The following is a 23,435-nucleotide window of genomic DNA, read 5'->3' as shown; positions in this document are numbered from 1 at the left end:
GAATGTTGTTGAAGCTTACTGTGAATCAAGGACTCTTTTCTAAAATTCCGAATCTGAAAATCGGCATTATTCATTATACCAAAATTGTTGTCTCACCATCGCCTCAAATGATCAAAGGACGTTTCCAATTATTTCAGGAAAATTTATATTTTGAACTGCAGGAAACGCCTGTCACTGAACGGCCTGGCATTAAAGAGTGGCGAAGTATTTGGAAAGCTTTTGGTGCGGATCCGAACCGTTATCGCCATTCTGCAGAGAGTTTAATGCGCCGAGTAGCAAAGCAAAACTATTTATCGCCTGTTCATTTAGCCGTGGATTTAAATAATTTCTTTTCATTGCAATATGAAATCCCCATCGGCATATATGATGTAAAACACCTTCAAGGGGATGTGGAAATTGCTTTAGGAACGGAAGACACGGGATATGAAGGGTTAAATGGCCGGTATAACAAATTAAAAAATATTTTATATAGTAAAGATGACCATGGAGCTTTTGGAAGCCCATTTGTGGATTCGGTCCGCACTAGCGTGACGGAAGAAACGACGGAAGCATTGCAAATTTTTTATCTATGCCCTTCTATAGAGGAAAAAGAATGCCGTGAACTGCTTAATGCTTGCGGCAAAATGTTTATCCAAGTGGCAGGCGGCGACTATACCATTGCCGTATTAACCAAGGAACATCCAAACATTACGATTTGAGGTGAAACAATGAAGACGATTCCATTAGCAGAGGGCATTAAATTAAAAACCATTTTAACGAAAAAAATTCAAGAATTGGTGTATGAGATGCACAACAACGCCCATGTGATTGTAGAAAAAGGAGAAACTCCAAAACAATCCGGCAGAACTTTATCGGAAATTGAAGCGGAACTCGCAGAAATACGGAAAGATGTGCGGACATTGGATAGACTCATCTATCGGGCAAACATTGACCATGCGATTGAGTTCAAAGGGGAAAAAATGCCAATTGTAGAGGCCATTGAATTGGCGAAACAACTGAGAGCAGAATCAAGTTTGTATAAAGATTTAGGGAATACAGAGAAAGAAAAAATTTATACAACGACTGGCGAAGGAACGGTGCTTTATCAAATTGCAACGTATGAACCTCGAGAATACCGGGAACGGGCCATCCAGCTTGAAAAAGAAGCTCATCGCCTTTCAAATTTAATCAACGCGAAAAACTATGAAATTCATATTGAATTTGATGATTCTAAATATTTCTAATGCCTCGGGGCGGTGAGAGTCCTCCCCGGGGTGTAACGGCTGCAATGGTGTTTGAATCGATAGTTGGTAAACCGATTACCGTTGACCGGTCACTTGATTACTTTTAACCAATGACCAACTAACGCAAAGGAAGTCAAACAAGATACCTAGTTTTTTTTGGTGCAGCCGTTATAACAATGAGGCTGGGACAAAACCCCCTCTAAAATGGAAACAGCCCATGAAATTTTGGAATGAAATTTCATGGGCTGTTTTTCATTTTTTCAATAAAAAATAAGGACCTCTTCTGTTAAAATTAAGTTAGCAGACAAAACCTAACAGAAAGAAGGGTCCTTATGTTCAAATATTATAACATGAATCAATTAGTTTTGCCTCTAGATTTAGAAATAAAATTACAAGAAAATGATATTGCCTTCCACATTCACCATTTAGTTGAAAGTATTCCAGATGAAGCCTTCCAGCCGTTTCTTCGAAATACAGGTTGTCCTGCTTATCATCCACGCATGATGCTAAAAATTATTTTGTGTGCCTATTCGCAGTCTGTCTTTTCAGGTCGAAAAATTGAAGCGCTATTAAAGGACAGTATACGAATGATGTGGTTGGCACAAGGATATGAACCAAGTTATCGGACGATCAATCGTTTTCGTGTGCATCCGGAAGTAAAAGAATTAATTCGTCAATGTTTTGTCCAATTCCGTTGCCAACTGGTGGAAGAAAAGTTAATCGATCAAGAAGCCATTTTTATCGATGGTACGAAGATTGAAGCGAATGCCAATAAATTTACTTTCGTATGGAAGAAATCCATTGAAAAATACAACCAAAACTTAATTGAAAAGTCCAATCAGTTATACAACGAACTATTAGAAAAAGAAATCATCCCTGAAATGGAGCGGGAAAATGAGGGAGAACTGTCCGTTGAAGAACTCGCTCAAATGGTGCAACAAGTCGATGAAGTCATTAAGGAATATGACCAAAAGATAGAAACATCGCCCGATGCCACAGAACGAAAAGCATTAAGAAGCGAACGAAAATATCCAAAACAAGCGTACAAACAATTAATAGACTTCATTCTACGAAAACAAAAATACCAAAAAGACTTGGACATCTTGGGGGAACGGAACAGTTATTCCAAAACAGATCAAGATGCAACGTTCATGCGAATGAAAGACGACTATATGAAAAACGGTCAATTGAAAGCTGGATACAATGTACAAATCGCAACAGAAGGTCAATACGCACTAGCTTATAGCATCTTTCCAAATCCTACTGATACACGTACATTAATTCCGTTCTTGAATAAGATAGAAAAGGATTATTTTCCGTTGCCAAAGTATATTGTCGCAGATGCTGGTTATGGTAGTGAACAAAACTATGAAGACATCCTTTCGAATCGAAAATGTGAGGCACTCATTCCATATACCATGTATGAGAAAGAACAAAAGAAGAAATATAAACAAAATCCATTTCATCCAGACAATTGGATGTACGACGAAGAAAGTGATACCTACATTTGTCCAAATCAGCAGCGAGTAACCTTCCGTTATCGTTCTGTACGTACAGATAAGACTGGTTTCAAACGAGAATTGAAAATCTATGAATGTGAAAACTGTTCAGGATGTCCATTTCGTTCATCATGCACAAAAGCAAAGGAAGGCAATCACCGAAAGGTCATGGTGAATGAAAAATGGGAACAACAAAAAGAATATGTAAGAGCGAAGCTTTCAGAAGAAAAAGCTGGTTCTATTTTCCGTCAACGTAAAATAGACGTAGAACCAGTTTTTGGATTCTTGAAGGCTAATTTGCGTTTCACTCGATTTTCCGTTCGAGGAAAATCGAAAGTGGAAAATGAAATGGGCATTGCCTTAATGGCCGTGAATTTACGAAAATACACGGCCAACAAAGATCAACTAACCAAAAATAATGGGGATAAATGGAAAAAGGAGAATTTGAGTTGGCTCAAATTCTCCTTTTTCCTATCTAGAAGCTAGTTTTGTCCCAGCCTCTTTTTGTAAAAAAGAAAACCCCCTGCTAGGCAGGGGGTTCCGTATAGCTTATAGCGAGGTATTAAAAAAGATCCCACTTGATGCTAAAATAAATTTTGGTTCGCCAACCAAATTTTAGTATCAAGGAGGGACCTATTATGTCTTCTGACATAAATAGTTTAGCACATACTAAATGGAATTGTAAGTATCACATTGTATTTGCACCAAAATATAGAAGACAGATAATCTATGGAAAGATAAAGAAAGATATAGGACAAATATTAAGACAACTATGTGAAAGAAAAGGTGTAGAAATTATTGAAGCTACCGCATGTAAAGACCACATACATATGTTGGTTAGTATTCCACCGAAATTAAGTGTTTCATCATTCGTGGGATATTTAAAAGGAAAAAGTAGTTTAATGATATTCGATCGACATGCCCATTTAAAATATCGATATGGAAACAGAAAATTTTGGTGTAGAGGATTTTATGTGGATACGGTAGGCAGAAATAAAAAGGTAATAGAAGAATATATTCGAAATCAAATACAAGATGATATCATTGCGGATCAACTCAGTATGGAAGAATTTATTGATCCATTTACAGGTGAAGAGATAAAAAGAAAATCGAGGAAAAAATAAAAGAGACCCTTTAAGGGTCAGCTGGAAAAGTAGTGCAGTTGGCGAACCATTCGATGCCCCTTTAGGGGTTGGCCAGTAATAAAGGCTTCTAGCCGCAGAACAAACCACCCGTTCACACGGGTGGTTTTGATTTGGGCAAGGCTTTTCGATTGGCGATTTCTTCTAAAGCTCTATTTTTTTCGTTCGGCGATTATCTTGCCCTAAGTGGCGATTATCCCTTATGCTTTGGCGATTATTTGGCTGATACTGGCGATTATCCAGCCTTCTCATCAATTCTACTTTTTCGATTTGTTATTGGAAAAAACAAACACTAACGGAGGAAAGAATAAAATAAATCCATACCATCCAAATGAAAAGAAAATCGGAATTAGTAAAAAGGAAATCCCTGAAATAATGGTCCATATAGATCTTTTCTTCAAACCGTAAATACCTATAATAAATCCGAGTGCGATGCAAATTAAAGACAGCACTTTTAGCCAATCCATGTAACTCACCTCTAACGCTTATTCCACGCCTGGCAAGAGCCGCAGCAATTTCTCATCGGCATCCAAAATCACTTCAACCCCTAGTGGAATACCGATGTTTGGCGTCGAATGCCCAATGTTGAATCCCGCTACTGTTGGCTTTTTATATGGGGATACATATTCCTTGAATAAGGCTAATATGTCTTCTTTCCCAACGCTTCCAATAGCAAAGCCGCTTGCCTCTTTTAACTTCCCTGCAAGCCTCAACTGATTCAGCAAACGGTCGATTTCTTCCATCTGCAAATTTGCTTCTTCCAAAAGCAAAATTTTGCCAAGCGTATCAATTTCAAACTTTGTGCCAAGGGTATCCACGATTCTTCGCAAGTTTCCGCCGATTATTTCTCCCCGAACCGCGCCAGGAACAATGCTCACAAGCGGCGAAAGGCTTTCATCATAAAAAATTTCGTAAGGTGCAAATAATTGATAAAGCATTTTTTTCGATTGTTCATCTGCAATCTTTGAAAGCGCAGGACCGTGGAAAGTTACCACATTAGAAAATTTATGAAAGGCAATATGTAAAAACGTGATATCTGAACATCCCCAAAAAATTTTCGGATGCTCAGCAAGCAATGGATAGTCAATTTGATCGGCAATTCTTGCAACACCATATCCGTCTGTCACGCAAAAAATCGCCTTTACTTCCGGATCGATAATCATTTGATGCAAATCCTGCACTCGCTCTTCATCAGTTCCTGCCAAATACTTGCCAGAAAGTCCGATGGTTTGTCCTAGTTTGTAATGTAATCCCATTTCATGAAAGATCGATAAGGGATTTTGCAAACTTTCTACATCAATCGGATTGCTAAGGGCAATCACTCCAACTGTATCTCCTTTGTTTAAATGTCTCGGCCGTATAATCATGGATTTCCTCCTGCGTTCTTTTTACTAAAGTTATATTAACAAAATTGCCCCAGAAAAAACCATTACATAAATCCGCTTTCTTTGGATAAAACAAACACTAACAATTTTTTCCTTTAAATTCGTCATTAATTATTATACAATCTTTGTAACTATTCATTCCAACCTCCAAAGGATGAGTAACATGGTCAAGTTAAAATTAGAGCATCTGCACAAAGCCTATCACCAAATCGATGCTATAAAGGATATCAACTTGGAGATTCAAGATCAGGAATTTATTGTGATTGTTGGTCCTTCTGGCTGCGGTAAATCGACTCTATTGCGACTACTTGCAGGGTTGGAGGAGCATTCTCGCGGACAAATTATCATGGATGGGCAGTGCATCAATCATCTTTCACCAAAAGAACGCAATGTTTCCTTCGTTTTCCAAAACTTTGCCCTTTATCCCCATATGAACGTCTACCACAATTTGGCCTTCGGATTAAAAAGCCGAAAAACCCCAAAAGAGGAAATTGAACGCCGCATCCAAAATATTGCCAAACTTTTACATATTGAAGATTTATTAAAACGAAAACCTAAAGAACTGTCAGGAGGGCAGCTGCAGCGCATTGCCATTGGACGAGCCATCATCCGGGATGCCAACCTGCTGTTAATGGATGAACCCCTTTCCAACTTAGATGCTCAGCTTCGCACTAAGATGCGAAAAGAACTCATTCAACTCCATCAACAACTAAAAACAACAACCCTTTATGTAACCCATGACCAAGCTGAAGCTATGACGATGGCTACGCGCCTTGTCGTCATGAATCAAGGAATTATCCAACAAATCGGCACACCGCAGGAAGTATACAATCGTCCAAAAAATGTATTTGTGGCAGGGTTCATTGGCTCCCCAGGCATGAACTTTTTCAATGGCATCTTAAATAACGGAAAAATTCAAATTGGCTCCCTTTCCATTCCTCTATTAGAAAGTCAATTGACTCTTTTAGAAGATTACAATTATCAAGAAATCATCATCGGAATTCGACCTGAAGATTTTTCATTCAATCCAAAAAGGGGCATCAGTTTCCATGCAAAAGCAGAAGTCATTGAATCTTTAGGTGCCGAAATTCTTGTTCACTTTGAATTGGATGGGCAGCCCTTCACCGCCCGATTGAAACCAACAGCGAATATACAAGTTGGACATCCTCTAACCTTATCAATGGATTTAGAGAAACTACACTTTTTTGAAAGCCATACAAAAAATCGCATTTTTTAAAGACAGGAGTAATGGTTGATGAAAAAATTGTGTATGCTCGCGGCAATTTTGTTATGTACTTTCATTCTTGCAGCATGTTCGAATTCCGACCAAGAAAGTGAAAAGGTTAAACTTACGGTATCCGCAGCAGCTAGTTTAAAGGATGCTTTAGAGGAAATCAAACAACATTACGAAAAGGAACATCCGGATGTTTCCTTAACCTTCAATTACGGCTCTTCTGGTTCTCTTAAGCAGCAAATCCTTCAAGGGGCACCTGTAGATTTATTTTTCTCTGCGGCAATAGAGCCATACGACGAACTTGTTGAAAAAGGCATTATAGAAGAGGGGACAAACCTGCTTGGAAATGAACTGGCATTAATTGTTCCAACTAACAATCATTCCATAAAACTTTTTGAAGATCTTGCAACTGAAGACATCCATAAAATGTCCATTGGAACGCCTGAAACTGTACCAGCCGGCCAATACGCAAAGGAAACCCTTGAACAGATGAATTTATGGGAAGCTGTGGAATCCAAATTGGTGTATGCAAAAGATGTCCGCCAAGTGTTGTCCTATGTGGAAACAGGTAATGTGGATGCAGGCATTGTTTATAAAACGGATGCATTAGTTTCCGATAAAGTCAAAATTGCAGCAACAGCAGATGAAAGCATCCATGCACCAATAATGTATCCTGTTGGGGTCATCAAGGAATCACAAAATTATGATGCAGCCAAATCCTTTTATCAATATTTGCAAAGCGAAAATGCAATAAAGGTGTTTGAAGCCTATGGATTTACTGTTAAATAAAGAATTTTGGACTCCGGTTTGGCTATCTATTAAAACGGCTGCCATTGCAGGAATGATTGTAATCGTCTTTGGAACGATTGCCGGAAGGTTGCTCTCGCGGAAAAATTTTAGAGGGAAAGTTCTGCTAGAAACGTTTCTTCTGCTTCCGATGGTGCTTCCTCCAACCGTTGTCGGCTTTTTCCTTATTGTGATTTTTGGGAAAAACAGCCCAGTGGGACAATTTTTAGAGTGGTTATTTCAGCAGCCCGTCATTTTCACTTGGTATGCAGCGGTAATTGCAGCGGTGGTCGTCGCTTTCCCTTTAATGTATCAATCCGCAAAAGCAGGATTTGAAGCCATCGACAAAGATATTGAAGATGCCGCAAGAATTGACGGGGCAAGCGAATGGAGAATTTTCTTGTATATTTCTATCCCCCTTGCTTCAAAATCGCTCATCTCCGGAAGCATATTAAGCTTTGCCCGGGCGTTGGGGGAATTTGGGGCAACGTTGATGTTTGCTGGAAATATTCCGGGAGAAACGCAAACTATCCCAACCGCCATTTATATTGCCATCGAATCAGGCAATATGGCTTGGGCTTGGATGTGGTGCATATCCATCTTCCTGCTTTCCTTCGCGCTACTTTTAGTGGTTCAATTGAAAAATAAAAGGAGGCTCTAAAATTTAAGAGGCCTCCTTTTTATTTGCTTCAAGTTCACCCTCCGCTAATCGGCGGAATGAAGGCAAGGGTATCGCCATCTTTTACGACTGCATCATCTGTGACAAATTCTTCATTCACTGCAGCCATCATTTGCTCCAAAGAAAGTTGAGGATATTCCTTCTCCATCCATTTCTTTACCTCTTGCACTGTGCAACCATCTAACTCTATCATGACCTTTGATTGTCCAACGGCTTCTTGCAAATGGGCAAATAACAATACCTTAATCATCCTTGTTCACCTCTCAGAATAGTGGTTTTCCTTCCGCATATGGCACATTTTCCAATTGATCGCCAATCCATTCGCTGCCGTCTTCCCAATGCTCTTTTTTCCAGATTGGCACAATTTGTTTAATTCGCTCAATGGCATATTCATTCGCTTCATAAGCCGCTTTCCGATGAGGAGAAGATACGGCAATGACTACCGCAATTTCTGTAATTTCCAACCGGCCCACTCGATGGGTAATGGCGATTTTCGCTTCTGGCCAGCGTTCCTTAATTTCTTTTGCAATCTGTTCAAACATTTTTACCGCCATTTCCGGATAGGCTTGATATTCCAAAAATAACGTCTTTTTCCCATTGGTCATTTCACGCACCGTTCCTACAAATAAGGTGATTGCGCCGGCATTGCGGTCTACCACTTTCTTTCTGACCGCTTCCACATCAATGGGATGTTCCACAATTTCAAACAATGACGTTGCCATGGTTACCCCTCCATTCTTCCATTAAAAATTTTATGTACTGCTCCTCTTCGTCGATGGAGAAAACAGGATAATCCATGTTTTTCTCTATCACACAAGTTGGCCAATGGATGACGCATGAAATATTGGACAACTTTTCAAGCAGCTCCATCTCCTCTTGTTTTCGCAAAAGGACCACTTTCCTGAATTGTTCCTGTTTATAGCCTTCTATCAAAATACGGTCAAGATTAAATAAATCATATAGGGCTAACATTTCATCCAATGTCCAGCTCTCCTGATGGATGCTTAAACGCAATGTGCCTTGCCCTTCCACTGCTGCAACACAGGCTCCTGCTTGTTCATGGCGAACGCTGTCTTTAGAGAATTCCTTTGGGATTCCGCCATGCCCGTGATGTTTAATAGTACCAACGCGCAAACCTTGAGCAGCTGTTTGGAAAATCAGTTTTTCTATCAACGTAGTTTTTCCGCTGCCAGAATATCCTACAATTTGTAAGATTTTACGAAATCGTCCCAAGGCCACTCACTTCCTTCTTGATTATCAAGCAACAATACATCCACCTGCATTCCCTTCTCATATCCCCGGGAACCTCCTGGGAGTACAATGAAAGCATTGGCTTTTGCTAAAGAAGAAACAGCACTTGATTTATCAAACCCGGAAGGAATGGCTTTTAATGTCCCATTTTCATGAAAAGCTGTTCCTCTCACAAAACGGGTAAAAGGATTTGGTTTTGGAAAGTCCGCCCCTAAGATGGCCTGGGCTCTTTTTAGGTGCGGGCGTTTAGAGCCAAATGCTTTCCGAAGAATTGGACGAACGAACAGTTCAAATCCAACGTAGCAGGCGGATGGATTTCCGGAAAGCCCAAACAATAGCTTCTCATCCTTCACAGCCACTGTTGTCACGCTCCCCGGCCGCATCGCCACTTTATTAAACAACACTTTTGCGCCGATTGCTTCATAAATTGCAGGCAAATAGTCAAAATCGCCGACAGATACACCGCCAGTAGTGATTAATACATCCACTTCCTGCATCGTTTTTTGAACAGCATCAATACATACCTCAAGGTCATCTTTCAACTTGCCAAAATACTTTGCCGTACCTCCTGCCCGCTCCACTTGAGCCATCATCATATAAGCATTGCTGTTGCGAATTTTTCCAGGCTGCACGGCTTCCCCTGGCTCTACCAGCTCGCTGCCTGTTGCAATCACGCCAACAACCGGTTTTCGGAAAACGGGCACATCTGACACCCCAAAGGTTGCAAGCAACGCGACCACTCCAGGGTTAATGAACTCCCCTTTTTCGATAAGTACATCCCCCTCTCGAACTTCCTCACCGCGATAAGAAATATTCGTTCCTGCTTCAAAAGAGCGTTTAATGGACATAAAAGTTTGGCCATTTTCTTCAAATTCCTGGGTCAACTCTAGCATCACCACAGCATCGCACCCTTTAGGAATTGGGGCGCCCGTCATAATTCTTACCGCTTCTTGCTTGCCCACCGTTCCCTCAAAGACATATCCTGCACCAATTTCCCCCACGACTTTAAAAATTACGGGATTGTCCCTGCTTGCACCCTTACTATCGATAGAACGGATTGCAAAACCGTCATAAGGAGAGCGGTCAAAGGCTGGAACATCTATATCTGCCGCAATATCTTCCGCTAAAAAACGGCCATGCGCTTTCGTTAAAGGCACAACTTCTTTCTTCTCTTCAAAGGCAAATTCCATCACCCGACGAACTGCTTCTCCTACTGGAATGGGATTTCTTTTTTCCAACAACTCAACACACCTTCTTTACCCTAATAATCGATAATAAATGCTTTTCGCTTTTTCAATCTCTTGAATGCCATGAATCATAACACGTCCATCTTTGAAAATGACCACTCGAACATTTTCCATTTGGCAGGAAATTAAAAATGGATTTTTTTGAACTTTTCCGAAGGTTTTCAAGCGCTTCGACAACTCATCCAATGAATAAGCGACTGGGCTTGCCGGACGAATTTGCACCGCATCCCGACCGCACAATACTTCCAATTTCGTCTGAGATTCATAGGATAAAAACGGAAACGTCGGATGCATCCCGCATGAAGGACAATCCTCATTCTGCATTTTTTCCACATCGATTTCATAATGCTGATTTTTCCATACATCAAAGAATAAATACGTCTTTCTCAGCGCCTCTTCATCACCCACTAAAATTTTCAACGCCTCTGCCACTTGATAGGCTGCGGTGATTTGAACCGCTGGGCTGATGATGCCAACCGTGTCGCAAGTGAGCCCCGTATTCGTAATGACCTTTTGTAAACAGCGAAGGCAAGGGGTTTTTCCAGGAAAGATGGTATAAGTGGCGCCATAGCTTCCCACACAGGAGCCATAAATCCAAGGAATGCAGTATTTTTGGGAAAGGTCATTGATTAAATAGCGGACATCAAAATTATCCGTTGCATCCAAAATTACATCCACATCTTTTAAGAGTTCCGCAAATGGTTCGGAGAAAGCGTCAAATACATACCCTTTTACTTCTATGCTTGAATTGATGGCTTGAAGCCGGTTTTGTGCTGCAATCGCTTTAGGCAGTTTCTCCTCTGCATCCTGCTCCGTATACAATTGCTGCCTTTGCAAATTGCTCCACTCCACATAATCCCGGTCCACCAAGGTAAGTTTCCCGACGCCGGCTCTTGCTAAGGCTTCAGCCGATGCACTGCCCAACGCACCAACGCCTACAATCAGGACGTGTTTTTGCTTCAGCATCTCCTGTCCTTTTTCTCCAATGGGGCGAAATAATTGTTGTCTTGAATATCGATTACTTATCATGCCGCATCTTTCCTTTACAAAAATTTGCTTCAACTATTATGATAAACTATAATTTCCTAAAAATAGAAATGTACCAAAGGAGGGCTACTATTGCACCTTACAAAACAAATTCCTATCCATGCCGCTATCTTAACGGTAAGCGACACACGTACAAAAGACGATGACTTTAGCGGGCAAAAAATCAAATCATTGCTTGAAGGGGCTTCTTTTCACGTTGCAGATTACCAAATCGTCAAAGATGAGCCTTCAGAAATCGCAAGCCACATTCAAAACTGGTGCGAACATGAAAGCATCAATGCCATTATCGTGACAGGGGGCACCGGCTTTACACCAAGGGACCAAACTTACGAAACGATTGTTCCACTTTTGGAGAAAGAAATGACTGGCTTTGGGGAATTGTTCCGCTACTTAAGCTATGAAGAAATCGGACCAAAAGCGATGTTTAGCCGTGCTACTGCCGGATGCAGAAATCAAACAGCCATCTATTTATTGCCAGGCTCCCAAAATGCCGTAACGCTTGCCATGACCAAACTTATTCTCCCAACGGTTCAACATTTTGTGAGCGAGCTGAACCGCCGATGAACATGGCAGGGGTTGTCTTAGCAGGAGGTCAATCATCGAGATTCGGCCGCCCAAAAATGTTTGAAATCTTTGAAGGCGAACCTTTATATAAAAAAAGTTTAAAAGCTTTGCAAGGAAATTCTTTGCATCCTATCATCATCGCAACCAATGCCGAACTACAGCCAAATTTTGCGGAAGAAAATGTGGTGTTCCATATTGAAACAACACTGCATCAAGGACCTTTATTTGCCCTCCAAAACGTCATGCAACATTTTCCTGATGTAGAATGGTTTGTTGTGCTGGCAAGCGATATGCCTTTTATAGACGCAGATTTTACCCGCAAGATGCTGAACCAAATCGATGACCGCTATGAAGCCATCGTCCCAAAGCAACATTCTAAAATCCAGCCCCTTGCTGCCATCTATCGGCGCAGCGCTTTGCCAATACTCGATTCCATAATCCAACAACATAAAAGAAGCATGAAAGACTTGTTAATGGAACTGAAGGTTTGCTATGTTGAATTTAATGAGGATTGCTCAACATTCGTCAATATCAATACCCAACAAGATTTACTAGAAATTCAGAAAAAGGAGAAGAACCATGAATAATTTTTCCCATTGGAATGAAGAAGGCCGGCCAAAAATGGTCGATATTTCCGAAAAAGATGTAACAAAGCGTACAGCCATCGCACGCGGTACAATTACCTTATCCGATGAATTGTATGAAGCCATACAAAAGGGAGGAATCAAAAAAGGCGACCCGTTGCAAGTGGCGCAAATTGCCGGCATTATGGGGGCGAAAAAAACGCCGGACCTTATTCCAATGTGTCACCCAATCATGTTGCAAGGCGTTGATTTTGAATTTGAATATACAAAAGCGGAAAGCGGCTACGAATTGCATATCCAAGCAACGGTAAAATGCACCGGAAAAACCGGCGTTGAAATGGAGGCGTTAACGGCTGTAAGTGTGGCGGCCCTCACTTTTTACGATATGTGCAAAGCTGTTGATAAAAGGATGGTCATTAAAGATATTTATCTTGTCCAAAAATCAGGAGGAAAAAGCGGAACGTTCGTTCATCATGTATAAATCGGCGAATGCCGCTTTTTCTTTTATCCTCCGATATGGGACATTTCCACTTTCGGCTTGTTCTTTGTATATTGATTGCGTTCTTCGGAGTAGCGGTCTTTCCGGTTTTCCCACACGTTAATTACACAATGCTGGATGGTTTCATCATCCGCGCCATTCCTTAACAAACTCCGCAAATCCGTGCCGGCTGAAGCAAATAAACAAGTATACAATTTCCCTTCAGCCGACAGTCTAGCCCGGGTACAAGTTGCGCAAAAAGGCTCTGTAACCGATGAAATGACCCCGATTTCTCCATCTCCATCTTGATACTGATAACGTTTTGCCACTTCCCCTTGGTAATTGGGCTTAATGGGTTTTAAAGGAAACACCTCGTTCAATTGTTCAAGAATCTCTTGTTTTGTGACAACTTCATCCAATTTCCATCCATTGGTGTTGCCCACATCCATATATTCAATAAAACGGAGAATTTGCTTTCTCTCTTTGAAAAATTTTGCCATGGCGACAATATCTTCCTCATTGGCTCCCCTTTTTACCACCATATTGACTTTCACTTTTAAGCCTGCTTCATGGGCTTTTTCAATGCCTTCTAAAACAGCCTTCACACTGCCCCGATGGCCGTTTATTTCCGAAAAACGGCCTTCATCCAGCGAATCTAGGCTGACTGAAACTCTTTTCAGCCCCGCCTTTGCCAAATCCTCCGCATGCTTTTTCAACAAGCTGCCGTTCGTTGTAAGGGCCAAATCCTCCACTCCACTAATAGCGGCAATACGTTCTATCAATTCCGATAAACGGGGGCGCAACAAAGGCTCTCCCCCTGTAAACCGAATTTTTTTCACACCCAGCGACACAAAAATCTTGACGAGCCGTTCGATTTCATCAAAAGTAAGCAGCTGCTCCGATTTCAAAAAAGGATAATCCGGGCCGAAAATTTCGGCAGGCATGCAATATTGGCAGCGGAAATTGCATCGGTCTGTCACCGATATTCGCAAATCCCGCAAAGGTCTTTTTAATTGGTCTTGTAGCATTGTAATAGTCAATCGCCTTCTTTCGTTAGCCGGATTCGTTCGGGATGGGTGTAAATATTCATCGACTCATTGCGGATGAATCCGATCGTTGTGATGCCCAGCTGTTCTGCTAAATTAAGGGCCAATTCTGTAGGAGCGGATTTCGATAAAACCATTGCACAGCCGATTTTAGACACTTTCATTAAAATCTCGGAGGAAATGCGCCCGCTGAAAACGATGATTTTATCTTTTACCGAGATGTTATTTCGCAAACAATAGCCATATATTTTATCAAGGGCATTGTGTCGCCCGATATCCATGCGGCTGATGACAATGCCTTTTACATCGCAAAGTGCGGCATTGTGGACGCCGCCCGTCTGTTTAAAAACTTGCGCAGAATCTTGCATTTCCTTCATCAATCGAAAACAATCTTCCGGAGCGATGCTAAGTTTCACATCTTCCAAATTTTTAGAAGCCATTGCATCGCTTGCAAAGACAAATCCTTGCCGGCTCATCCCGCAGCAAGAAGTCAAATACCGTTTATTTTGCAGTTGTTGGACAAAAGGGTTCACTTTCCTTGCTTTAATATGCACAAAGCCCTCTTCTTCCTGATGCCAAATATCCTCAATATCTTTGTAATGAAGAATGCGCTCTGAAACGAGATAACCAATGACCATATCTTCCACATATTCCGGCGTGCAAACCATTGTCACGATTTCCTGTTGGTTGACCTTTACAGTGAGTGCATATTCCGAAACAATTAAATCCGTGACTTGTTGTTTTTCGCCGTTTTCAATTCGGATAATTTCCCGAGTAACCGTAGTTTTCATCGATTTTCTCCTTTATTCCGAAATTGGATCTTCAAAAATAAAGACCGAAACAGCACAGTCTTCCTCGATTTTGATGTCGGTAAACAAATGGAGCAGTTTAGAGCCCATCAATTCTTCCATTTCTTTCGGCGTTGATTTGGCATATAAATCTTTAATCATCGTTGTGCGGGCGGTATGCACCATTTTGGCTCCTTCTGGCGTTGTGGCAATAAATCGTTCTGTTGGGGTTAGATTACCGTATAAAAGCGATACAACGATATTATCAATAAACACCGTATGAATGCGGTCCGGCCCTTTTCCAAATAAATTTTTGCGCAGTTTTCTGATGATATTATTAAATTCATGTATCTTTTTAGACAAGTTGAACCCTCCAACATTTAGAAACTCGTTTATAATTTGATTACTCAACTTTCGCAGTCCAAAATCTTGTTTAAATGCTTGATGTAAATGGGTTTTGGAAGTACAAAATTATCATTTGACATTTTTTAAAACATAAAGAAAGACACCTATTCTTTTGGTAAAATATTGGTGACGAAACCAAATCCAAAAGAAAGGTGTCACCACTATGATAACGAATAAAGACTACTTTGCGCAATTACCAAAAGAAATTAAACAAGGATTTTCCGAATTAAATATTGGATATCATATAAGAAAAGCGAATATTACGAAACTTTCCGGGTATTCTTGTCTTACTGTTTTCAAACTGATTTTTCTTTTAGTCTTCCAATATAAGAACTGGTTTCGTGCTTTTATGAGTAAACGATCTCAGGATCTGCCCGGAAAGGATACAGTCTATCGCTTTTTAAATACACCAACCTATCATTGGAGAAAGTTTCTGCTTTCATTAAGCAGTGAAATGATCCGTCTGCTTCAACCATTAACTTCAAAAGATCGTGTCACAGCTTTTGTGATTGATGATTCTGTCTTTTCACGAAACCGTAGTAAGTCGGTTGAACTGTTGGCTAAGGTTTTTGATCACTCTACGCATCAGTACTTGAAAGGGTTTCAAATGCTTACCCTTGGCTGGACCGATAGTTTTACTTTTATTCCTATTGATTTTGCTCTTCTAAGTTCACCGAAAAAGGAAAATCGCCTGCAAGAAATCAATACCAATATTGATAAACGAACATCTGGCTATAAGCGTCGCCAGGAAGCTCTGAAATCAAAACCGGACGTGGCTTCAGCTTTACTTGATCATGCGCTTGAAAAAGGGATTATAGCTGACTATGTTCTCATGGATTCCTGGTTTACACAAGCGCCTTTAATTGAGAAGATTACGAACAAAGGGTTATTTGTCATTGGCATGGTGAAGCAATTAAAGCAGCGATACGTTTACAATGGTGAACGTTTCACACTGAATCAACTTTACAAATTGGCAAAAACGCACATGGGTAAAAAAGACATTCTCGGATCCGTTTATGCTACTTTAGACAATGGAATTCCAGTAAAAATTCTATTTGTACGAAACCGTAATAAACGGAGCGAATGGCTTGCTATTCTCAGCACAGATACAACATTAGAAAATGAAGAGATCATTCGTATTTACGGCATGCGTTGGGACATTGAAGTCTTCTTCAAATGCAATAAATCCTTTTTAAATTTAGGGAAAGAATTCCAGGGTCGTTCATACGACATGTTAATTAGCCATACAACCATTGTTTTTACACGATATATTCTCATTGCCTGGCAAATGCGAAAAGAGGAGGATCCTAAGACGATTGGCAACCTTTTTTACATCCTTTGCGAAGATGTAAAAGACATAGATTTTATTACTGCCCTTCAATCGCTTATTGACCTTTTCCAAACTTTGGCGGAATCCAAGGTTTCTTTAAACATGGACATCTTTAAAAATCAAATGAATAAATGGTTGGTTACTATACCTAATTATATCAAGCAATGCTTAAATATTACTGTGTGCGAAAGTTGAGTTTGATTATAATAATAACAAATTCTGAAAAATAAAAGAGAAAATATTTTCGAAAATTAAGAAATTACTTTTCTATTGTTGAATTGAACGTTCCGCGTTATGATATAAAAAAGGATAATGTGGATGAATTGGATATATTTTGATTTTTATGTATATGTCAAAACCTATGCATGAAAATCATAATATATTTTCCAAATGATAATGTTTGAGATTGGATTTTTAGTAAGAGTTTGCTAAAAATTTAATCCACCATGACTAAGCAGCATGAACATTCATGCCGTTTCATGGTGGATTTTTTATTTTTTCAGGTGTCAAAACTAGAAATCTTTCGCTCACGATAAGGGGGTTCTCAATTTGGAAAAAATCAATATTAATGGCACTCTTTATGATATTCCTGAAGGGGCAACGATTTTGGATATTTTGAATCAAAACAGCATCCCTCACCCGCAAATTTGCCGTGCGCCGATTGTTGATCCAATTCAAACTTGCGATACATGCATTGTGGAGGTGGATGGAAAGCTTGTTAGATCCTGTTCCACCAAAGCCTTAGATGGCATGAATGTTAAGCTGGATTCAGATAGGGCGCGAGCTGCTCGAAAAGAAGCGATGGACCGCATTCTTGAAAATCACTTATTGTACTGCACCGTTTGCGACAATAACAATGGCGACTGTATTCTCCACAACACAGCGATGATGATGGGCATCAAATCGCAAAAATATCCATATCGTCCAAAAGTGGATCCTGATGAAGTCGATATGTCCCATCCTTTCTACCGTTATGACCCGAACCAATGCATTGCCTGTGGCCGCTGTGTGGAGGTTTGCCAAAACTTACAGGTAAATGAAACAATCTCCATCAACTGGGAAGCAGAAAGACCTTTAGTAATTTGGGATGATGGCGTAAAAATCAATGAATCTTCCTGCGTCAGCTGCGGACAATGTGTGACTGTTTGCCCAACCAATGCGTTGATGGAAAAATCCATGCTTGGGGAAGCTGGATTTCTAACAGGGCTGAAAAAAGAAATTTTAAATCCAATGATTGATTTAGTGAAAGAAGTGGAACCGGATTACAGCACGATTTTCGCCATTTCCGAGATGGAAGCGTCCTTGCGCAAAAAACGCATCAAGAAAACGAAAACGGTTTGCACTTTCTGCGGCGTCGGCTGTTCCTTTGAAGTATGGACAAAAGGGCGAAAAATTTTGAAAGTGCAGCCTTCTGAAGGTCCAGTCAACGGCATTTCCACTTGCATCAAAGGAAAATTCGGCTGGGATTTCGTCAACTCTAAAGAACGGCTTACAAAACCTTTAGTCCGGAAAAATGGTGAATTTGTGGAAGTGTCATGGGATGAAGCATTAGACTTTGTGGCAGAAAACCTTCTCCGCATTCACAAAACTTATGGTCCGGGTTCAATCGGCTTTATCTCTTCTTCCAAAACGACAAACGAAGAAAATTACTTAGTGCAAAAAATGGCTCGGCAAATTTTCCAAACAAACGATGTGGATAACTGCTCCCGCTATTGCCAATCGCCGGCAACTGACGGACTGATCCGCACGGTAGGTTTCGGCGGTGACTCTGGAACCATCAAAGACATCGAAAAATCAGGGCTTGTCATCATCGTTGGCGCTAATCCTGCAGAATGCCATCCGGTTTTAGCAACGCGAGTTAAACGCGCCCATAAATTGCACGGTCAAAAATTGATTGTGGCTGATCTTCGCAAAAATGAAATGGCAGAACGAGCAGATATTTTCCTCCGCCCGAAACAAGGAACAGACCAAGTTTGGATTATGGCCGTCACAAAATACATCATTGACCAAGGTTGGCATGATGAAGCCTTTATCCAAGAAAATGTCCTAAACTTTAAGGAATATAAACAACTCCTTGAAAAATATACCCTTGACTATGCGGAAGAAGTGACAGGCATTCCGAAAGAAACGTTGATGCAAGTGGCGGAAATGATTCGCGATGCAGACGGCACATGCGTACTTTGGGGAATGGGGGTTACCCAAAATACAGGCGGTTCCCATACTTCTGCGGCTATTTCCAATCTTCTATTAGCAACAGGAAACTATCGACGTCCTGGGGCAGGTGCTTTCCCTCTCCGCGGCCACAATAATGTGCAAGGGGCTTGCGATATGGGCTCATTGCCAAATATGCTGCCAGGCTATCAAAGGGTAACGGATGAAAAAGCCCGGGAAAAATTTGAAAAAGTTTATGGTACCAAAATTCCTTCTACACCTGGTCGCACAAATCCGGAAATGCTTGATGCCATTATGGAAGGCAAAATGAAAGCAATGTATTTAGTCGGGGAAGAAATGACTTTAGTGGACTGCAATGCCAATCATGTAGATGAAGTCCTTTCTAAATTGGAGTTCTTTGTCGTACAAGATGTGTTCTTCTCTCGTACTGCCCAATATGCGGATGTCATTTTGCCGGCTTCTCCTTCCTTAGAAAAAGAAGGAACTTTTACGAATACAGAACGCCGCGTGCAGCGGTTGTATCAAGTATTGCCGCCTCTTGGGGAATCAAAACCAGATTGGCAAATTCTTCAATTAGTGGCGCAGCGTTTAGGCTATGATTGGAACTACAGCCATCCTAGTGAAATCTTTGATGAAATGGCAAGCCTCACCCCCATCTTCTCCCAAGCCAACTATGATGTGTTGGCAGGCTGGGGAAGCTTCTGCTGGGGCAGCCTCGATGGTAAAGATACGCCTTTACTCTATTTGGACGGCTTTAACTTCCCGGACAAAAAAGCCCGTTTTGCTTTAGACGACTGGGTAGAACCAGTGGAATATGAAGGACAATTCGATTGCATCATCAATAATGGACGGATGCTCGAACATTTCCACGAAGGCAATTTGACGAACAAATCCACAGGCATTCAATCGAAAGTGCCGGAAATCTTCGTGGAAGTATCGCCAGAGCTGGCAAAAGAGCGAGGCATTGAAGATGGCATGTTCGTGCGCCTTGTATCTCCATATGGGGCATGTAAAGTCAAAGCCCTTGTGACAGACCGGGTGAAAGGAAACGAACTCTTCCTGCCAATGAACTCTGTAAGCAAAGATTCGGCCATCAACTTCTTAACGGGTCCGGCAGCGGATGTGAACACAAAAACCCCTGCCTACAAGCAAACAAAAGTGCGGCTAGAGGTATTGAAAGATAAAGGAAAACGCCCGCTTCCAAAAACAAATCCAAGAACGAAAAAACGAAATCCGCAAAATGGTGTGGAAGTGGAACGAAAATGGAATCGCCCTGATTACGTGCCGATCACGACTAATTAGGAGAAGCAATAATAGAGCAGCTCTGCACAATCGGAAATTGCATTGGGCAGAGCAGTTCTGTCCAATCACAAACAAGCAATGCAAAAGGAGGGAAAACATGGCCTCACCAATTCGAACAATTCGAAAGCAGCCAGTAACAAAAGAAGAAATCGTTGAACAAAATTTGGAGAACTTGAAAGAGCTCGTTTCGGAAAATAAGGAAACTATTCATCAACTCTTTTCGATTTTAAATGAACTTCAGGAAATGGGTGCACTAGAAGCAGCGGAAAAACTCCTTGAAGCTCGGGAAGATGTGGCGGAAATCGCCCTTGGCCAACTGACTAGAAAACCAGCGACAAATCTCATGAATCATTTGATGAATGCAGCTGGTGCATTATCTACCATCGACCCGGAAGCAACGAAAACATTAGCGAATAGTTTCACCAATGGCTTAGATGAAGCGAAAAATGCATTGAACAATGATGAAAAACTCGGCGTATTCGATGTATTAAAAATGCTCAACGACTCGGACGTCAACCGCGGCCTCCACTTCGCCCTTCACTTTTTGAAAGGCTTTGGGAAAAGTTTGAAGGAATAAATGAATCCCCCGCTTTCGTTTTGGAAAGTCGGGGCGATTGCTCTATGTGGGAATGACCCGTGCCCGGGACTATAACCCGCGATTTTTCAAAAGCAACTTGGCTCAATGAACAAATGGCAACAGATGGCCGTCTGGGTTGGCGAAGAGGATGGAGAAATCATTGTCAACGGACAGTCCTTAATCAAAAGGCTTCAGGAGTCATCGATTGTTTAATTGAACTGCCGGACGGATGGGTCATCATCGACCATAAAACATTCCCGGGCCGCGAAGAACTTTTGGCAGCGCGTACCTAAGATCTATGCCCACGCTTTGACCGAAGCTTCCGGCAAACCGGTGCTGGAAGGCTGGATCCATATGCCGATTGTCGGCAACATGGTGCAATATACAAAAGAGGATTTAGTGATTAAAGATTGGAATAAGCTCTCGTTGGGGTGAAACTTGACAGAAAATAGGAGAGCTGTGCTGAAAAGTCTTTTGAATCGACTTTCCGGCACAGCTCCATTTGCATTACACCAATTCCACTTTGATCCATTTTCTTACGCTATTGATGAACCATATTTTCGAACACTTTTTCAAATCGTCCAACGTTAAAACTTTTTCCTCAATTTGCCCCGCTTTCAACAAATGCTCACGGAAAGTGCCTGCAAGAAGCCCGCTTGTGACAGGCGGCGTCCACAGCTTCCCATCAATTTCCAACACGACATTCCCGTTGATGAACTCTGTCAATTCCCCTCTTTCATTCCAAAGAAGAACATCAAAAATTCCTTCTGATGACGGCTTGAACTGCTCATACATATCCCGGTTCGTCGTTTTGTGATATAAAAACAAATGTTCCGAATGGATGGGACTTTTCGCAAGGGCCGCTTTTTTCGGAGACTGCATTTTCACAATCGGCTGCCCCTCAATAGTACAGGCACCGTCTTGCTCCAAAAGCAATCGCACTTTCCATTGGCCCGAAGGATTCATGTTGGCAAATTCCTTCAGCTTCTTTTCCACTTCATCGATGTTGACAGCATACTGAAAATAGGTTGCCGATTTTTTCAAACGGTTGAGATGCTTGTCTAACAGAAAATACTCTCCATCATCCAACAGCAAACTTTCCAGCAACTGAAACGCTTTTTCTTCCCTATTAAGAAAAGCGCATTTCGCAAGAACTTCATGAAATTCGTCTTCAGCGGTGGAGTCCCAAGTGATGCCTCCTCCGACACCATACATGGCTTTCCCTGTCTTATGGTCAATCATTACCGTCCGAATCGGCACGTTAAAAATGGCCTCCTGATCGGGCGTGATGTATCCAATAGCCCCGCAATACACTTCCCGAGGCGATTTTTCCAGTTTTGAGATGATTTCCATTGTGCTGGCTTTTGGAGCTCCTGTAATGGAACCGCATGGAAAGATGGCTCTTAGAACATCCACCAGTTCTGTGCCTTTTTTGAGCTTTGCAGTTACGGTGGATGTCATTTGATGAACAGTCGGATACTGTTCTACTTCAAATAATTTGGCCACTTTCACCGTACCCGTTTCCGCAACGGCTCCCAAATCATTCCGCAATAAATCAACAATCATTACATTTTCTGCGCGGTTTTTTTCGGAATGATACAGCCACTTTGCCTTTTCTTGATCTTCTTCAAAGGTTTTTCCCCTTTTAACTGTCCCCTTCATTGGGCGAGTTGTAATGTGGTTCCCTTCAATATGGAAAAACAATTCAGGAGAAGCTGATAGAATACTATGTTCGCCTGTATGAATGTAAGCGCAATAATTTGCCGCTTGAGCTTTTTTCATTTTATTGAATAATGCAAATGAATCACCTTCAAATTGTGCATGTAAACGAATTGTATAATTCGTTTGATAGGTAATTCCCTTCGCAATGGAATTTTTAATAAATTGGATGGCTTCTCGATATTCCGATTCATTCGTATCAGGTTCCCACTCCGTCAATGAATGGAAACCTTGGCTTGCCATCACTTGATATGTAGGTTCTTTATAAAGGCCGAACCACAACAAAGGCATCTGATAATCCGCCTTTGTTTTTAATGAAGAGTCGAAAGCCGGGGCGCTCTCATAAGATAAAAACCCCGCCGCATAATACCCTTTCTTTACCCATTCTTGCACTTCTTGAAGACAAGTTAACACTTCATGCATTTGGCTGGCAGAAATGATTTTTTCCGGATGAAGAAAAGCAATAGGCTCAATCATTCCATTCGATTTTGCAAATTCGAAATAGAGAAATGGCGTTAGTTCGTTCATGAATCATTTCCTTTTCTGTTTAGAAATTTCTATACATAGTATAGTAAAATTGTGTGTTATTGCAAATTTTTATTTTTTATCAACCATGAATCCAACAGCTTTGAGAAGAGAAAAGATGTGGCTGATTCATGCATAAATCAAGCAGGATATTAGCCAAAGATGGCACAATAATAGTCATTCTGCTTATGTTAATAGTCAAATTTGTGAACATAATAGCCAATCAATCGAAAAAAGTTTACGAAATAATCGATAATAGTCAACTCTTTGAACATAATAGTCATTCTTTAGAAGATAATAGTCAAACTTATGAATTTAATAGCCAATAAATTAAAATCAACTTCAAAAATCGGCGATAATAGTCAAAGTTGATTCGATAATAGCCAAAATGCCAAGGATAATAGTCAAACTTGGCAAAATAAATTGCCAAAGCATTAGAAAAGAGCGAATGA

General features: G+C 41.0%; 25 protein-coding genes. 15 read left to right on the top strand and 10 right to left on the bottom strand.

Annotated features, from left to right (window positions below):
- Positions 1 to 8 precede the first annotated feature (8 nt).
- The 4 genes from NSS77_RS10105 (at position 9) to tnpA (ending at position 3,846) form a co-directional block, all read left to right on the top strand.
- The gene (locus NSS77_RS10105) at positions 9 to 698 is read left to right on the top strand and encodes a phenylalanine--tRNA ligase beta subunit-related protein (protein ID WP_342468638.1); all 690 of its coding nucleotides are present in this window, start codon (positions 9 to 11) and stop codon (positions 696 to 698) included.
- A gap of 9 nt (positions 699 to 707) precedes the next feature.
- Positions 708 to 1,223, top strand: a complete 516-nt coding sequence (locus tag NSS77_RS10100) for a hypothetical protein (protein WP_342468637.1) — start codon at positions 708 to 710, stop codon at positions 1,221 to 1,223.
- Positions 1,224 to 1,555: 332 nt separating this feature from the next.
- Positions 1,556 to 3,208: an IS1182 family transposase gene (locus NSS77_RS10095; RefSeq protein ID WP_342468636.1), complete on the top strand. Its 1,653-nt coding sequence runs from the start codon at positions 1,556 to 1,558 to the stop codon at positions 3,206 to 3,208.
- 152 nt (positions 3,209 to 3,360) lie between these two features.
- Complete coding sequence (tnpA, locus tag NSS77_RS10090; RefSeq protein ID WP_340433309.1) at positions 3,361 to 3,846, top strand: IS200/IS605 family transposase; 486 nt, start codon at positions 3,361 to 3,363, stop codon at positions 3,844 to 3,846.
- Between the two features lie 503 nt (positions 3,847 to 4,349).
- Here tnpA and NSS77_RS10085 read toward each other — a convergent pair.
- The gene (locus NSS77_RS10085) at positions 4,350 to 5,231 is read right to left on the bottom strand and encodes an LD-carboxypeptidase (protein WP_342468635.1); all 882 of its coding nucleotides are present in this window, start codon (positions 5,229 to 5,231) and stop codon (positions 4,350 to 4,352) included.
- Between the two features lie 181 nt (positions 5,232 to 5,412).
- On the opposite strand from NSS77_RS10085, the gene ugpC reads away from it, so the two are divergent.
- Genes ugpC through modB form a run of 3 tightly spaced genes read left to right on the top strand, consistent with a single transcriptional unit; the run spans position 5,413 to position 7,930 of the window.
- Positions 5,413 to 6,486: a sn-glycerol-3-phosphate ABC transporter ATP-binding protein UgpC gene (gene ugpC, locus NSS77_RS10080; protein ID WP_342468634.1), complete on the top strand. Its 1,074-nt coding sequence runs from the start codon at positions 5,413 to 5,415 to the stop codon at positions 6,484 to 6,486.
- Between the two features lie 18 nt (positions 6,487 to 6,504).
- Complete coding sequence (gene modA / locus NSS77_RS10075; protein WP_342468633.1) at positions 6,505 to 7,272, top strand: molybdate ABC transporter substrate-binding protein; 768 nt, start codon at positions 6,505 to 6,507, stop codon at positions 7,270 to 7,272.
- Positions 7,253 to 7,930, top strand: coding sequence for a molybdate ABC transporter permease subunit (modB, locus tag NSS77_RS10070; RefSeq protein ID WP_096552042.1), 678 nt, complete (start codon positions 7,253 to 7,255; stop codon positions 7,928 to 7,930). Before modA ends, modB begins: the two co-directional genes overlap by 20 nt.
- Before the next feature lie 34 nt (positions 7,931 to 7,964).
- Here modB and moaD read toward each other — a convergent pair whose 3' ends face one another.
- Genes moaD through NSS77_RS10045 form a run of 5 tightly spaced genes read right to left on the bottom strand, consistent with a single transcriptional unit; the run spans position 7,965 to position 11,472 of the window.
- A complete protein-coding gene (gene moaD / locus NSS77_RS10065; RefSeq protein ID WP_342468632.1) occupies positions 7,965 to 8,198 on the bottom strand; it encodes a molybdopterin converting factor subunit 1 in 234 nt (77 codons plus the stop codon).
- 13 nt (positions 8,199 to 8,211) lie between these two features.
- Positions 8,212 to 8,670 carry a molybdenum cofactor biosynthesis protein MoaE gene (locus NSS77_RS10060; protein ID WP_342468631.1) on the bottom strand — a complete coding sequence of 153 codons (459 nt, stop codon included), beginning with the start codon at positions 8,668 to 8,670 and terminating at the stop codon, positions 8,212 to 8,214.
- Positions 8,651 to 9,187: a molybdopterin-guanine dinucleotide biosynthesis protein B gene (gene mobB, locus NSS77_RS10055; protein ID WP_342468630.1), complete on the bottom strand. Its 537-nt coding sequence runs from the start codon at positions 9,185 to 9,187 to the stop codon at positions 8,651 to 8,653. Before mobB ends, NSS77_RS10060 begins: the two co-directional genes overlap by 20 nt.
- The gene (glp, locus tag NSS77_RS10050) at positions 9,148 to 10,440 is read right to left on the bottom strand and encodes a gephyrin-like molybdotransferase Glp (protein ID WP_342468629.1); all 1,293 of its coding nucleotides are present in this window, start codon (positions 10,438 to 10,440) and stop codon (positions 9,148 to 9,150) included. Before glp ends, mobB begins: the two co-directional genes overlap by 40 nt.
- Before the next feature lie 15 nt (positions 10,441 to 10,455).
- Positions 10,456 to 11,472 carry a MoeB/ThiF family adenylyltransferase gene (locus tag NSS77_RS10045; protein WP_342471252.1) on the bottom strand — a complete coding sequence of 339 codons (1,017 nt, stop codon included), beginning with the start codon at positions 11,470 to 11,472 and terminating at the stop codon, positions 10,456 to 10,458.
- Positions 11,473 to 11,565: 93 nt separating this feature from the next.
- Here NSS77_RS10045 and NSS77_RS10040 point away from each other — a divergent pair, with 93 nt between their 5' ends.
- From NSS77_RS10040 to moaC, 3 genes are read left to right on the top strand one after another with little or no spacing between them, the layout of a single operon-like run.
- Positions 11,566 to 12,057, top strand: a complete 492-nt coding sequence (locus NSS77_RS10040; RefSeq protein WP_342468628.1) for a MogA/MoaB family molybdenum cofactor biosynthesis protein — start codon at positions 11,566 to 11,568, stop codon at positions 12,055 to 12,057.
- Entirely contained in the window at positions 12,054 to 12,644 is a 591-nt protein-coding gene (locus NSS77_RS10035) for a molybdenum cofactor guanylyltransferase (protein ID WP_342468627.1), read from the top strand. The genes NSS77_RS10040 and NSS77_RS10035 overlap by 4 nt, the downstream gene beginning before the upstream one ends.
- The gene (moaC, locus tag NSS77_RS10030; protein ID WP_342468626.1) at positions 12,637 to 13,122 is read left to right on the top strand and encodes a cyclic pyranopterin monophosphate synthase MoaC; all 486 of its coding nucleotides are present in this window, start codon (positions 12,637 to 12,639) and stop codon (positions 13,120 to 13,122) included. The genes NSS77_RS10035 and moaC overlap by 8 nt, the downstream gene beginning before the upstream one ends.
- A 23-nt stretch (positions 13,123 to 13,145) precedes the next feature.
- Here the strand turns inward: moaC and moaA are convergent, their stop codons facing one another.
- The 3 genes from moaA to NSS77_RS10015 are packed head-to-tail and all read right to left on the bottom strand — an operon-like array spanning position 13,146 to position 15,316.
- On the bottom strand, positions 13,146 to 14,147 hold the full coding sequence (moaA, locus tag NSS77_RS10025; RefSeq protein ID WP_342468625.1) for a GTP 3',8-cyclase MoaA: 1,002 nt from the start codon (positions 14,145 to 14,147) through the stop codon (positions 13,146 to 13,148).
- An 8-nt stretch (positions 14,148 to 14,155) separates the two neighbouring features.
- The gene (fdhD, locus tag NSS77_RS10020) at positions 14,156 to 14,956 is read right to left on the bottom strand and encodes a formate dehydrogenase accessory sulfurtransferase FdhD (protein WP_342468624.1); all 801 of its coding nucleotides are present in this window, start codon (positions 14,954 to 14,956) and stop codon (positions 14,156 to 14,158) included.
- A gap of 12 nt (positions 14,957 to 14,968) precedes the next feature.
- Positions 14,969 to 15,316 (bottom strand): DUF2294 domain-containing protein, encoded by a 348-nt coding sequence (locus NSS77_RS10015; RefSeq protein WP_208650554.1) that lies wholly within the window; start codon positions 15,314 to 15,316, stop codon positions 14,969 to 14,971.
- Between the two features lie 205 nt (positions 15,317 to 15,521).
- On the opposite strand from NSS77_RS10015, the gene NSS77_RS10010 reads away from it, so the two are divergent.
- The 5 genes from NSS77_RS10010 to NSS77_RS09990 all read left to right on the top strand — a co-directional run bounded on the left by NSS77_RS10010 (position 15,522) and on the right by NSS77_RS09990 (position 21,174).
- Positions 15,522 to 16,883, top strand: a complete 1,362-nt coding sequence (locus tag NSS77_RS10010) for a transposase (RefSeq protein WP_342468410.1) — start codon at positions 15,522 to 15,524, stop codon at positions 16,881 to 16,883.
- Between the two features lie 354 nt (positions 16,884 to 17,237).
- The gene (fdhF, locus tag NSS77_RS10005) at positions 17,238 to 20,162 is read left to right on the top strand and encodes a formate dehydrogenase subunit alpha (protein WP_342468623.1); all 2,925 of its coding nucleotides are present in this window, start codon (positions 17,238 to 17,240) and stop codon (positions 20,160 to 20,162) included.
- A 97-nt stretch (positions 20,163 to 20,259) separates the two neighbouring features.
- Positions 20,260 to 20,739 (top strand): DUF1641 domain-containing protein, encoded by a 480-nt coding sequence (locus tag NSS77_RS10000; protein WP_342468622.1) that lies wholly within the window; start codon positions 20,260 to 20,262, stop codon positions 20,737 to 20,739.
- A gap of 59 nt (positions 20,740 to 20,798) precedes the next feature.
- A complete protein-coding gene (locus NSS77_RS09995) occupies positions 20,799 to 21,032 on the top strand; it encodes a hypothetical protein (protein WP_342468621.1) in 234 nt (77 codons plus the stop codon).
- A gap of 16 nt (positions 21,033 to 21,048) precedes the next feature.
- On the top strand, positions 21,049 to 21,174 hold the full coding sequence (locus NSS77_RS09990) for a hypothetical protein (RefSeq protein WP_342468620.1): 126 nt from the start codon (positions 21,049 to 21,051) through the stop codon (positions 21,172 to 21,174).
- 72 nt (positions 21,175 to 21,246) lie between these two features.
- Here the strand turns inward: NSS77_RS09990 and pabB are convergent, their stop codons facing one another.
- Complete coding sequence (pabB, locus tag NSS77_RS09985; RefSeq protein ID WP_342468619.1) at positions 21,247 to 22,986, bottom strand: aminodeoxychorismate synthase component I; 1,740 nt, start codon at positions 22,984 to 22,986, stop codon at positions 21,247 to 21,249.
- Positions 22,987 to 23,435 lie beyond the last annotated feature (449 nt).

The sequence above is a fragment of the Ureibacillus sp. FSL K6-3587 genome (assembly GCF_038593165.1).
Classification (GTDB): Bacteria; Bacillota; Bacilli; order Bacillales_A; family Planococcaceae; genus Ureibacillus; species Ureibacillus suwonensis.
The sequence above is the reverse complement of the archived record's forward strand: the minus strand, read 5'-3'. Positions and strand labels throughout refer to the sequence as shown.